Here is a 12716-nt window from a genome sequence, read left to right on the forward strand (position 1 = left end):
TGGCTCCCGCAACCCTACCGGTGGCCTAACGCTGCATGGCGTGCACGTCCTGCAGGGCATGGATGCTGAGCCTCGGCTGTTGCTGGAGCGCTGAGATCGCCTCCACCGCTGCCCGTGCTCCCGCGAGGGTCGTCACCGTTGGAACGGCGTAATCGAGCGCTGCCCGACGCAGGTACTTGTCGTCATGGGCAGCTTGGCGGCCAATCGGTGTGTTGATCACCAACTGCACCTGATTGGAGCGGATCTGATCCTCGATGTTGGGGCGCCCCTCGTGCACCTTGAGCACCGATTGCACCTTCAATCCCGCGTTGGCGAGCGCCTGAGCCGTGCCTGATGTGGCCGTCACATCGAACCCGAGTTCGATCAGCCGAGCGGCGATGGGCACCAGCGCCTGTTTGTCGCGGTCGTGGGTGGAGAGGAACACCGTCCCCTGGGTCGGCAGCGCTTCTCCAGCACCGAGCTCAGCCTTGGCATAGGCCATGCCGAAACTGTCGGCGGATCCCATCACCTCTCCCGTGGAGCGCATTTCCGGCCCCAGCACCGTGTCGGCCCCCGGGAAGCGCCGGAACGGCAGCACCGCCTCCTTGATCGACTGAAGTGGCGGCTTCGGCTCGCTGGTCATGCCGATGTCGGCCAGGGTTTCGCCTGCCATCAGTCGGGTTGCCAGGCGAGCGAGAGGTTGACCTGTGGCCTTGGCGACGAAGGGGACCGTCCTGGATGCGCGGGGGTTGGCTTCGATGATGTAAACCACTTCCGAGCCATCAGTGTTGCGCTGCACGGCGAACTGGAGGTTGATCAGACCCCGCACCTCGAGCGTTTGCGCCAGGGAGCGACTCCACTCGCGAATCGTGTTCAGTGCCGCCTCGCCGAGGGAAACCGACGGCAAGCAGCAGGCCGAGTCGCCGGAATGGATGCCCGCCGGTTCGATGTGCTCCATCAGACCACCCACGATCACAGCACCGGTGTGATCGCAGAGGGCGTCCACGTCCACCTCAACAGCGTTTTCGAGGTACTGGTCAATCAGCACCGGATGGTCGGGCTCCACTTGTACGGCTTCGCGCATGTAGCGGTTGAGTTCCTCTTCGTCGAACACCACTTCCATGGCCCGTCCTCCCAGGACGTAAGAGGGACGCACGACGACCGGGTAGCCCACGCGTGTGGCCACGGCCCGTGCTTCCTCTTCGCTGCGTGCCAAGCCGTTGCGGGGTTGGCGGATGTTCAGATCGCGGAGGATGGCTTCGAACTGCTCGCGGTCTTCGGCCCGGTCGATCGATTCAGGGGAGGTGCCCCAGATGCTGGTGCCCGTGGCGCGCCCCTCATCGCTGTCCAGCCAGCGCAGCAGAGGAATGGCGAGTTTCAGAGGCGTTTGTCCACCGAATTGGACCACCACGCCATCGGGACGCTCCGCTTCGATCACATTGAGAACGTCCTCCAGGGTGAGCGGTTCGAAGTAGAGGCTGTCGCTGGTGTCGTAATCGGTGGACACCGTTTCCGGATTGCTGTTCACCATCACCGTGGTGATCCCTTGATCCTGCCCGGCAAAGGAGGCATGGCAGCAGCAGTAGTCGAATTCGATGCCCTGCCCGATTCGGTTGGGTCCACCGCCGAGGATCATCATCTTGCGGCCGTCCTCACGACGACTCACCTCGGATGAAGCGGGAAGGGGCTTGAGGGATCCGTCGGCCTGCAGGGTCTGCAAGGGACGCTCGTAGGTCGAGTAGTGATAAGGAGTGGAGGAAGCGAACTCCGCTGCGCAGGTGTCGACGGTTTTGAAGACGGCGCGAACATCGAGCTGATGGCGCCGCTGACGCACCGACAATTCGTCGCTTTTGGTGTGCCAGGCGATCTGTCGGTCTGAAAAACCCAGCTGCTTGGCCTCAAACAAGCTGTCGGCATCCAGCTGATCCAGGCTTTTGCCCTTGATCAGCCTGGCCTCCGCCTCAATGATCCGCCGCAGTTTGGCCAGGAACCAGGGGTCAATCCTGCTGATCCGATGAATCTCCTCATCGCTGCGTCCGCGCACCATCGCCGTTCGCACGCTGAGGATGCGCTCCGGAGAGGGGGTCCTCAGCTGACGATCCAGCTCAGCATCCGTGAGCTTCGGTTCCTCCAGGTCGCCTCCCCAGCCCGAGAATCCGGTTTCCAGGGAACGCATGGCTTTCTGGAACGACTCCTCGAAACAACGGCCGATGGCCATCGCTTCCCCCACCGATTTCATTGAGGTGGTGAGCACCGCCGGACTGCCTCGGAATTTTTCGAAGGCGAAGCGTGGAATTTTGGTGACGACGTAATCGATCGTCGGTTCGAAGCAGGCAGGCGTCTTGCCGGTGATGTCGTTGAGGATTTCGTCGAGGGTGTAACCGACGGCGAGGCGAGCGGCGATCTTGGCGATCGGGAAGCCGGTGGCCTTGCTGGCCAAGGCCGACGATCGGCTCACCCTGGGATTCATCTCGATCACCACGACGTCGCCGTTGTCGGGATTGATCGCGAACTGGATGTTGCTGCCGCCCGTCGCGACACCGATCTCCCGAATGATGGCGATCGATTGGTCCCGCAACCGTTGGTATTCCCGGTCCGTGAGGGTCTGGGCCGGAGCCACCGTGATCGAATCCCCGGTGTGCACCCCCATGGGGTCGAGGTTTTCGATGCTGCAGACGATCACGACGTTGTCCGCCAGATCACGCATCACCTCAAGCTCGAATTCCTTCCAGCCCAGAAGCGATTGCTCGATCAGTATCTGAGATACCGGACTCGCTTCAAGCCCGCTCTTGCAGATTGCTGCGTATTCCTCGGGGTTGTAGGCAATGCCCCCGCCACTTCCCCCCAGCGTGAAGGCGGGCCGGATGATCCGGGGGAAGCTTCCGATCGCGGCCCCGACGGCTTCAGCTTCTTCTTGAGATGAGGCGATGCCCGAAGGGCAGACCTTCACCCCGATGCGCTCCATGGCCTGCTTGAACAGCAGACGGTCTTCCGCCTTCTGGATCGCTTTGAGATCGGCACCGATCAACTCAACGCCAAAGCGATCGAGGGTGCCGTTTTCCGCCAGGGTGACCGCCAGGTTGAGGGCGGTCTGCCCTCCCATGGTCGGCAGCAGAGCATCCGGGCGCTCCTGCTCGATCACCCGTGTCACCACGTCCGGCGTGAGCGGCTCGATGTAGGTGCGATCGGCCATTTCCGGGTCGGTCATGATCGACGCCGGATTGGAGTTGATCAGGATGACTTCATATCCCTCGGCTCTGAGGGCCTTGCAGGCCTGGGTTCCGGAATAATCGAACTCACAGGCCTGGCCGATCACGATCGGACCAGATCCCACCAGGAGAATGCGACGCAGATCAGACCGCCTCGGCATGGGAAATCGTCCTTGGCCAAACAGATCAAGCCTCTCACGCGGCCTCGCCCCAACTGGGGGACTTGGCCTCGCTACGGTGAAGGGAGATCAGCACCAGAGTTGCAATGAGTGAGCTCCAGCGCCTGAAGGGGCTGCTGCCACCGGAAATGCAGAGCTGGGTGTTTGTGGAATCAGCTGCTGCAGTCGATCCTCCATTGATCACCCTTGAGGAAATCGGCCGGGATGAAGTGGAGATCCAGGTGGATCTCGACGAATGGGATGCCCTGGCGTTGGATCACCGCAATTTGCTGTTTTGGCATGAAGTTGGTCGGATCCAGAACGACACAATTCCCCGGGACGGTTGGGAGATGGCTGCTCTGGCCATCGGCCTCGGAGGTGCCATCGGTGAATTGTGGGTTCAGGACGGCCTGCTGCTGTTGATGGCCCTGGGCCTGTCCGGTTTTGCGGGGTATCGGCTTTATCTGAAGAACAATTCCGAAAAACGCCTGCAGGACGCCATCAGTGCAGACGAGCGCGCGATCGATCTGGCCTGCCGATTTGGTTACAGCGTGCCGAATGCCTATCGCAGTCTTGGGGGCGCGTTGAAGGAGCTGGTCGAAAAGACTCGTAAGAAGCGCCGCCGCAGCTACTACGAAGACCGGCTTGAGGCGCTGCGCAAGAGTGCCAGTAAGGCCAGAGCTGAAATGGCCCAACAGGAGGGCTCACGCAGCTCCGTTACCAGCGAGAACGTTTATGGATAGCGAAAAGCTTGCTGAACTGGTGGCCGATGCCTGCGATGACCGCAAGGCCACCGACATCCGTCTGATTCGTGTGGATGAGGTGTCCAGCCTGGCGGATTGGATGGTGATCGCAGGCGGTCAGTCCGACGTTCAGGTGCGTGCCATTGCCCGGTCGGTTGAAGACCGCCTGGAAACTGAGGCAGACCTGCTCCCCTTGCGCAAGGAAGGGCTGAATGAGGGGCGCTGGGCGCTTCTTGATTACGGCGATGTGATCGTTCACGTGCTGATGCCCGATGAGCGCGGCTACTACGACCTTGAGGCGTTCTGGAGTCACGGCGAAAGCAGAACCTTCTTACCGTCGGTGAAGTAGCCGCTTGATCCATGCCAGAAGCGGTGTCCTGCCCGGTTCCACCGGAGCAGCGGCCTCTCGAGGAGTTTCAACAGCTCTGCGAGTCATGGTTCTTCTCCTGGCCAGCGGGTCAGGAACCTCGCCTGAGCCAACGCCTAGCAGGCTTCTGGCTGCTGATGTTGCCGGTGTGCAGCCTGATCGCCAGTGGGAGTTGGACCCTGAAGCAGGATCCGCCCCGGCTCCTGGCCGCAGCCGCTGTGGCCGCTCTTGTGCTTCCCCTGCTGTTGCTGGTGCGGCAATGGCTGGGCTGGACCTACGTCATGCAGCGGCTTCTGCGTGAGTCCGTCGACTATGAGGAATCCGGCTGGTACGACGGGCAGACCTGGGAAAAGCCTCTGTCTTGGCGGGAACGCGACCTCCTGGTGGCCCGGCATGAGGTTCGTCCGATCCTGGGTCGTCTGGGACGGGCCATGGCCACCTCAGCGGGTTTGATGCTGGCCGGTGCCAGTCTCTGTCAGGCTCTCTGAACCAATCGGGGTTCCGATGACTTTGCCCTCGGGCTTCAGCCCTGCAGCCCGGACCGGGTCACCCCCCCTTGAGGTCTGCTTGCGGCGCGGATCGATCACGGAATCGGTGCATCGCGTTCATGCCGTGGTTTGTGATGGCCGAGGACGGGTGTTGATGTCGGCAGGAAATCCAGGCATGGAAAGCTTCATTCGTTCGGCTCTGAAGCCCTTTCAGGCCCTGCCGTTTCTCAGCAGTGGAACCGCCGACCAACTGGATGTTGATGAACGGGGCATCGCCATCAGCTGCGCGTCCCATGCGGGCACCAATGCCCACGCCCGGGAAGCCTTCCGGTTGCTCTGGAAAGCGGAGTTGGACAGCGCTTCACTTCAATGCCCTGTGCCGAATGGGGCTGATAGTCCTCTTCAGCACAACTGTTCCGGCAAGCACGCTGCCTTCCTGGCCACAAGCCGAAAGATGGGCTGGCCCATCGAGACCTATCTCCAGCAGGACCACCCTCTCCAGGTCGAAGTGAACCGCAGGGTCGCTGAACTGATCGGCTTGCCTGCTGAGGAATTGGTTGCCGAGCGGGATGACTGTGGCGCTCCCACCCTGGTGTTGCAGTTGGCTCAGATGGCCTTGCTCTATGCCCACCTCGGTGCCTCACAACATGCCGAACTCGAGCAGATCAGTCGGGCGATGCTGAGTCACCCCGACCTTGTGGCTGGTGAGGGTCGTTTCGACACCGAGCTGATGCGGCGCAGCCACGGCCAGGTTCTGAGCAAGGGCGGTGCAGAGGGCATTCAATGCCTCAGCCGCGTGGGTGAAGGTCTTGGAGTAGCCATCAAGGTGGAAGACGGCTCCCGTCGTGCCAAGCAAGCGGTTGCACTGCATCTCTTGCGTCAACTCGAGTGGCTCACACCCATGGGGCTAGACGAGCTCGATGAGCAGTTGCTGGTCGTGAACCCGAGCGTCAAGCTCAGCGTGTCCGGCGCCTTGCAGTCGTGACTTTGCTGTCATCTGCGACACCGACATGTATGATTTTTGAGTCGCCGCGGGGTAGAGCAGTCTGGTAGCTCGTCGGGCTCATAACCCGAAGGTCGGGAGTTCAAATCTCCCCCCCGCCACCAAATCTGATTGAATCAACAATCTCCCTTTCGGGAGATTTTTTTTGTCTGTCGTACCTCCATGAGCAGTCGCTCCATGAACTGCGATGGCCCCTGGGACGCCATTGTTGTGGGCTCGGGAGCGAGTGGCGGCGTGGCCGCCATGACCCTGGCTGAAGCAGGAGCTCGGGTGCTTGTGGTGGAGGCAGGACCTGACCTCAACAGCACGCAAGCCTTCGGGGCTGAACCGGGAAATCTGCTGCGTCGGATCGTGGGCCTGACCAGCGGCAGCCATCGCCAGCAGTCCCAGCATCCCGGCTACTGGAAAGCCAACCCTCGTCTGTATGCCGACGAGCGTCTGCATCCCTATGAGCACCCGGCGGACCAGCCGTTTCTGTGGACGCGAGGCCTGCAGGTTGGCGGGCGCAGCCTCACCTGGGGTGGCATCACCCTGCGTCTCTCGGATGAGGATCTGGGCGGTGTGGATTTGGAGGGTGAACAGGTCCGTTGGCCGTTGCGCAGCGGTGAGCTGACACCGCACTACGCCGAACTGGAGCGTTGGCTGGGCGTTCATGGTGGGCGCGATGGTTTGCAGCATCTGCCGGACGGTGAAACGCAACCGGCTCTGGCGGCGACGCCGGCGGAACAGCGTTTTGCCGAAGCTGTGCAGCAACGTTTGGGGTATCCCGTGATTCCCTCAAGGGGGTTTGGTCCGGCGCCGCAGGGAGAGGATCCCGCCTGGCCCCGCTCCAGCAGTTGCGGTAGCAGCCTTCCTCGCGCCATGGCCACAGGACGCACCCAGCTGCTCTCTGCGCATTTGGTGGAGCATCTGTTGATGGATGCCGCTGGAGATAAAGCCATTGGTGTGGTTGCCGTTGACCAATCCAATGGCAACCGCAGGGAGTTGAAGGCGGATCTCGTGGTCCTGGCTGCTTCCACGATTCAGACCGTCTCCATCCTGTTGCGCTCCCGTCGTGGGGAGCAGAGCAACGGTCTGGACGACCCTTCAGGACGACTGGGCACACGCTTGATGGACCATGTCTCCACATCGCAGTTTTTTGCCTTCCCCGAGCCAGTTCAGGGGGATCAGCCCATGCTCACGGGGGCTGGAAGTTTTTTTGTTCCGTTTGGCCGACACCTGCCATCGGCTAATTTTCAGGGCGGCTATGGCCTCTGGGGTGGCATTGGACGGTTTGATCCGCCGCGTTGGTTACGGCGTCGCCCTTCAAGCGTCACCGGGTTCCTGATTGGTCACGGCGAAGTTCTTCCCAGGGCTGACAACAGGGTGACCCTGAGTGAGCGCACGGATCGCTGGGGCGTGCGTGTTCCCTCCATTGCCTGTCGTTGGAGCAGCAATGAACTGGCCATGGTGAGGCACATGCGCGTCTCGATCCAGGCCTGCATTACCGCCGCCGGAGGCGAAGCCAAATCGATCAAAGACCTCTTTCACCTCCCCTTGGTTGAACCTTTCCTGGAGGGTGCTGTTGCCCTGTCTGAAGGTGCAGCCCCCCCGGGGTATTACATCCATGAGGTGGGAGGGGCTGCAATGGGGGGAAGCGAGACCAGCAGCGTCGTTGATTCCTCCAACCGTCTTTGGCGTGCGCCCAACGTTCTTGTAGTGGATGGCGCCTGTTGGCCGACGTCGGCCTGGCAGAGCCCAACGCTGACGATGATGGCCTTGAGCCGTCGGGCCTGCCTGCTGGCCCTCAGTGGTCGGGGCGAATGAACAGATCGTCGAGATAGCGCTCGGTCACGGCGCGGTCGTCACAGCCGTTCTGAAACAGGAAGTGGGCAAGAGCAGAACTCATCACGCGGTATTGGTCCCAGCTGGGGTGCTCTCCGATGAAATCCTTCATGCCTCGATAGAGCACCTCGGGGATTTCCGTCTCAAGGCTCACGTAGCTGGCTTTTGAAGCAGTTCCGCGCTCCATGGTTCCCATTTCATGGCATCGCTCGAGGTGATTTCGATCCATTCCGTCCAGCTTGTCCCTGTCCAACACCCACCAAGAAAGCCACACAACCGGCGCTTGCGTCAAAGCCGTCGCCATTTGTTGAATTGCGGCTGAGACGAGATGAGACGGCAGTCTGTGACTGGGTTTGGGAGTACGGGAAGTGACGAGGCGCGGTTGCTCTAGGCCGAATAGATGGTCTGTCAACCCGGTGGTGCAATTCCCTCGGAAATTCACAGGTTGACCGTCACAGCCCGCGAGCCAACTTCAGCCTGTGGAAAACGACGTTTTTTTGTGTGGAAAAAGGGGGTGAACCCTGGCGAAGCAATTTCGATAAGAAAACCTGATCTTTACTTCGTCGCTGCTGTCGCTTTCGAGAACCGTGTCATTGGCGACAAGCCATCAGCAGGTTCTCTTTGGATCCATGGAATCAATCTTTAGGCGTGCCGTTGTTGCGCTTCAACGTGGTAGGACCCAGGGGATGGTCGGCGTGGGGATAAGGGGGGTGATGGTGGTCATGGCTGTGGTCTGAGCCATGGCTGTGATCTGAAGAGTGGCTGTGGTCATGGGCAATCGGGATGCCGTCGGGTTGGCAGGCCCCCGTGCACTCCAGTTCGCAAAGCGTGCAGCTTTCCGCAAGGCCTTCCACATGGTGGTGGTGGCTTTCCTGGGCGCGTCCCACGTCCTGTTCGAAGCCCAGCACCTGGGCGCGGTACTTGCAGAGCGAGCAGTTCATGGCGGTGTCCCCTCGCAGCACCTCCTCGACCCGTTCTTTGAAGGTGTCCACCACGAGTGTGTGGTCGCCCAGATAGCCCGCAGAGAGAAACTCCACCTCGGGGTGATCGGCAGCCACAAGCTCGGTGTGTTGGCGGATTCGGCTCACCAGAACCCCTGAAAAGAGGAAATAGGGCACCACCACCACCCGGCGGAAGCCCAGTTTCACGGCGTGACGCAGCCCCGGTTCCACCAGGGGGAAGGTCACACCGGAATACACCGTTTCTCCCCAGCCGAAACCAAATCCTTCCACTAGCAGCCGCGTCACTTTGGCCACGTTGGAGTTGGCGTCTGGATCCGAGGAGCCTCGACCCACCACCACCAAGAGAGTTTCGGCCAGGGGAACGTCGTGCTCAGCGGCATTCAGGCACTCCTGAACGCGAGCCCCGGCGGCCGACACCATCAACCGGTCCACCCCCAGCTCCCGGCCGTAATCGATCGGTAACCCCGTTTCGGCCGTGTACGTGTTCAGAACGGAGGGGATGTCGTTCTTGGCATGCCCCGCTGCGAAAAGCATGGCGGGAATGGCCAGCACCTTGGTGACGCCTTTCTCGCGGAGCGCTTCAAGACCATCCCGAAGGATGGGGCGTGCAAATTCCAGGTAGCCGTGTTCCACCGGCATCGGGGCCAGCCGAGGCCGCAGGGCGTCCACCATCTGGGCGAACTCTTCAACGGCCAGTCGGTTGCGACTCCCGTGGCCGCAGATCAGAACACCAAGACGCTCGTTGCCGGTTTCCGCGTGCTGTTCGGCCAAAAGGTCGCTCTGCTGTTCCAATGGTTTGACGATATCGGTCGCATCGCAATGGATTCAGACCGTCCCGTTTTCTTCAACGCGCAGGCGGCTGATGCGAGGCGATCCGGTCTGGTCTCCCCTCGACCAGCGGAGCTGGCGGAGTTGGTTCAGAACTGGTCCGGTCCCCGGCCGCTGCGTCTCTGTGGCGGGGGCACCACATCTCGGGCCGCCGTGGCCGACCACTGGACCCTGGATCTGCAAACCCATTTCCAACGTGTGGCGTGGCAACCCGCGGATCAGTCGGTCTGGATTGGCGCGGGCTGCCGCATGGGAGACGTGCTGGAGGCCTTGCTTCCCCACGGCCGAACCGTGGCGGCTGGTTTGTCGGGTCTGCCTGGGCTTGGCTATGTGCTCACGGGTGGCATGGGACCGCTGAGCCGGCAGGTGGGGCTTGCTGTGGATCAAGTGCTCGAGATCCATGGGGTCTGGGGTGATGGCAGCCCCTTTGCCCTGTCTCGGGTTGACGATGCCGGTTCGCTGGAGTGGAGAGGCCTCTGCGGAGCAGCCCCGTTTCTGGGGGTGGTGAGCGCGCTGCGCATGGCCACCCAGCCGCTCTTGCCGCTGTGGGTGGAGCAATGCGTGGTGGCTCCGGATCAACTGCCTGAGCTCATGCTCAGGGCAGAAGCGTCAAACGCCAGCACCAGTCTGCAGTGGCATTGGGAGAGGGCTGACGCGGTGCAGTTGCTCCGGATTGCCGATGCCCCATGGGCCGGTGCGCAGATGATCGAAGGGTTGCACCAGCTCCCACCCTTGCGGGGATCGGCTCCGATGCCTTCGCGATCTCACACGGAGGTGGTTGGCTTGCTGGGCCCGGCAGCTGCTGAGCTCTGGAAGGTCGTGATGCCGGATTTATGCCGTTTGCTGCAGCATCGTCCTCATCCCTTCTGCAGCCTGGCCTGTCAGCAGCTGGGGGCGGCAACGCAACAGGTTGCCGCGGAGGCCAGCTCGTTCGTGCATCGCACTGCCGAGTGGAAGCCCTGGATCACCGCCGCCTGGACTCCTGGAGATGCCCCGGGCCAGAGACGCAGTCTTGCTTGGTTGGAGGAGGTCTGGCAGGTCCTTCAGTCGGTCTGCCCTGGTGTGCATCTGGCGCAGTTTCATGACCATCTGCCCTTCCATCACAAGGAGTTGGAGGCGGCGTTCGGCCCCTGGTTGCCCGAGTTGCGAAAGCTGAAACAGCGCTTGGATCCAGCAGGCACCCTGCCGACGCTCTGATTTACGGTCGCCCCTAATCGGCATCCTTTGATGGCCAAACGATCCAGCCCAACCCTGATGAATCAGTGGTTGGCCAACCCCAGCAAAGATCTGCTCTCGGGTCTGGTGGTGGCTTTCGCGATGATTCCCGAGGCCATTGCCTTCTCTGGGATCGCTGGGGTGGACCCCAAAGTGGGCCTGTTTGGAGCCTTCTGCCTGTCGCTGACCATCGCCTTCGTGGGTGGTCGCATGGCCATGATCACCTCAGCCACGGGCTCCACCGCCCTGTTGATGACAGGCCTTGTGGCCACCGGTGAAGCCCGGGGGCCAGGCCTGGGGGTCCAGTACCTGATGGTGGCGGGGCTGGTGACGGGTCTGCTGCAGATCTTCTGGGGGTATCTGCGTCTTGCCTATCAGATGCGCTTTGTTCCCCAAGGGGTGCTGAGCGGCTTCGTTAATGCGCTGGCTTTGCTGATTTTTCAGGCCCAGCTGCCCCAGCTCGGTCTCAACCTTCACGCTGGAGATGGTGACCATGGGGCCTCGTCGTTGCTCCCCCACGGCGGCCAGATCCCCGTCGTCTGGGGCTTGGTCCTGCTGGGCCTGGTGATCATCTATGGCCTTCCCCGGATTACCCGGGTGGTGCCTTCACAGCTGGTGGCCATCATCGTGTTGACCGCGATCAGCGTGGGATTCAGCTTCGACATCCCCACGGTCAGCAGCCTCGGCACCCTTCCTGCAGGTCTGCCCTCCTTCAGCCTTCCCTTTGGTGAAGGTGGTGTTCCCTTCAGTTTGGACACCCTTGGCTTGGTGCTTCCCACCGCCTTGGCCATCTCTTTGGTGGGTCTGATGGAAACCTTCCTGACTCAGGACATCCTCGACGACAAGACCGACACCACCACCAACAAAAACGTTGAGGCCCGGGGCCAGGGCATCGCCAACATCGTTTCCTCCCTGTTCGGTGGCATGGCCGGTTGTGCCCTGGTGGGTCAGTCCGTGATGAATGTGGACAACGGCGGCCGCACGCGACTGTCCACCCTCTTCTCGGGGGTGAGCCTGCTGGCGATGATCCTGCTGGCTGGGCCCTGGCTCAAGCAAATTCCGATGGCGGCTCTGGTGGCCGTGATGATCAGCATCGCTGTCAGCACTGCTGACATCAACGGTCTGCGCAACCTGCGTCGCATCCCCAAGAGCGACACCTCGGTGATGCTGATGACCTTTGCCGTCACCATGCTCACCACCCCGCACAACCTCGCCCTTGGCGTGTTGGCAGGCGTGGCGCTGGCAGGAATTCTGTTCAGTCGCAAGGTGGCCAAGGTGATTCAGGTGGAGGCCGTCGAGATCAGCGATCAGGAGCGGTTGTACCGGGTGCAGGGGCAGCTGTTTTTTGTGAGCAAGGTGTACTTCCTCCAGGGATTTGATCTTCACGACCATCCCGAGCGCATCACGGTTGACCTCTCCCAAGCCCACATCTGGGACCAGAGCGGCGTGGCTGCGCTGGATCAGGTCATCCGCAAATACCGCAGCGGTGGATCTGTGGTCAGCGTGATTGGCCTGAACGAGGAAAGCCTTGATCTGTTTGAGCGGATCGGTGGTCAGGAATCAGCCCATGCATGAGCATCGGCTTGGTTGGCAAGACAGGCCCTGAGGTCTTGGCGCATCGCCATGAGCTGCTGCTGGATCTGCAAGTCCTCAGGGTTGGTCTCCACGTACTGCTCGGTGACGTCGTTGCTGATGCTCATCAACAGGCAAAGGGTTTGAACATCACGTCGGGCCCGTTGCCGAGCACTCTCTAGAAGGAAGCCCAACAGCGCCATCTTGTTGTTGTAGGTCCCACGGTCGTGCTCGTCCCCCGCGACAGCACAGGGAGTCGTGCTTCCAGCGATCAGTCCGGCCAAAAGGCAGGCCCAGACCTTCATTACAGCCAGGCTGATTGCCATGAACGTAGGTCGGATGTGGGGGATGTGCTGGGGATCTGGGAC

General features: G+C 61.5%; 11 protein-coding genes and 1 tRNA gene. 8 read left to right on the forward strand and 4 right to left on the reverse strand.

Annotated elements, in window-relative coordinates; translation table 11 throughout:
- Window positions 1-25: 25 nt before the first annotated feature.
- Window positions 26-3349, reverse strand: coding sequence for a carbamoyl-phosphate synthase large subunit (carB, locus tag NCN05_RS08600; protein ID WP_250397765.1), 3324 nt, complete (start codon window positions 3347-3349; stop codon window positions 26-28).
- A gap of 104 nt (window positions 3350-3453) precedes the next feature.
- Between carB and NCN05_RS08605 the strand changes: the two genes are divergently transcribed.
- From NCN05_RS08605 to NCN05_RS08630, 6 genes are all read left to right on the forward strand, one after another.
- Window positions 3454-4089 (forward strand): DUF3318 domain-containing protein, encoded by a 636-nt coding sequence (locus NCN05_RS08605; RefSeq protein WP_011364772.1) that lies wholly within the window; start codon window positions 3454-3456, stop codon window positions 4087-4089.
- On the forward strand, window positions 4082-4438 hold the full coding sequence (gene rsfS / locus NCN05_RS08610) for a ribosome silencing factor (RefSeq protein ID WP_038554011.1): 357 nt from the start codon (window positions 4082-4084) through the stop codon (window positions 4436-4438). The genes NCN05_RS08605 and rsfS overlap by 8 nt, the downstream gene beginning before the upstream one ends.
- Window positions 4439-4449: 11 nt before the next feature.
- Window positions 4450-4944 carry a CGLD27 family protein gene (locus NCN05_RS08615; RefSeq protein ID WP_115010212.1) on the forward strand — a complete coding sequence of 165 codons (495 nt, stop codon included), beginning with the start codon at window positions 4450-4452 and terminating at the stop codon, window positions 4942-4944.
- A gap of 16 nt (window positions 4945-4960) precedes the next feature.
- The gene (locus tag NCN05_RS08620) at window positions 4961-5929 is read left to right on the forward strand and encodes an asparaginase (protein WP_250397766.1); all 969 of its coding nucleotides are present in this window, start codon (window positions 4961-4963) and stop codon (window positions 5927-5929) included.
- Window positions 5930-5974: 45 nt separating this feature from the next.
- Window positions 5975-6051: transfer RNA gene (locus NCN05_RS08625), tRNA-Met, on the forward strand.
- A 58-nt stretch (window positions 6052-6109) separates the two neighbouring features.
- Window positions 6110-7753, forward strand: coding sequence for a GMC oxidoreductase (locus NCN05_RS08630; protein ID WP_250397767.1), 1644 nt, complete (start codon window positions 6110-6112; stop codon window positions 7751-7753).
- Here the strand turns inward: NCN05_RS08630 and NCN05_RS08635 are convergent.
- Window positions 7734-8000, reverse strand: a complete 267-nt coding sequence (locus NCN05_RS08635; protein ID WP_250397768.1) for a DUF2811 domain-containing protein — start codon at window positions 7998-8000, stop codon at window positions 7734-7736. The genes NCN05_RS08630 and NCN05_RS08635 overlap by 20 nt on opposite strands.
- Window positions 8001-8406: 406 nt before the next feature.
- On the reverse strand, window positions 8407-9504 hold the full coding sequence (locus NCN05_RS08640; protein WP_250397769.1) for a sirohydrochlorin chelatase: 1098 nt from the start codon (window positions 9502-9504) through the stop codon (window positions 8407-8409).
- Between NCN05_RS08640 and NCN05_RS08645 the strand changes: the two genes are divergently transcribed.
- A complete protein-coding gene (locus tag NCN05_RS08645; RefSeq protein ID WP_250397770.1) occupies window positions 9445-10758 on the forward strand; it encodes an FAD-binding oxidoreductase in 1314 nt (437 codons plus the stop codon). The two genes, NCN05_RS08640 and NCN05_RS08645, sit on opposite strands and share 60 nt — an antisense overlap.
- Before the next feature lie 30 nt (window positions 10759-10788).
- Window positions 10789-12351, forward strand: coding sequence for a SulP family inorganic anion transporter (locus tag NCN05_RS08650; RefSeq protein ID WP_250397771.1), 1563 nt, complete (start codon window positions 10789-10791; stop codon window positions 12349-12351).
- Here NCN05_RS08650 and NCN05_RS08655 read toward each other — a convergent pair.
- Entirely contained in the window at window positions 12330-12674 is a 345-nt protein-coding gene (locus NCN05_RS08655) for a hypothetical protein (RefSeq protein ID WP_250397772.1), read from the reverse strand. The genes NCN05_RS08650 and NCN05_RS08655 overlap by 22 nt on opposite strands.
- Window positions 12675-12716 lie beyond the last annotated feature (42 nt).

This window comes from Synechococcus sp. MU1651, from assembly GCF_023630635.1.
Classification (GTDB): domain Bacteria; phylum Cyanobacteriota; class Cyanobacteriia; order PCC-6307; family Cyanobiaceae; genus Parasynechococcus.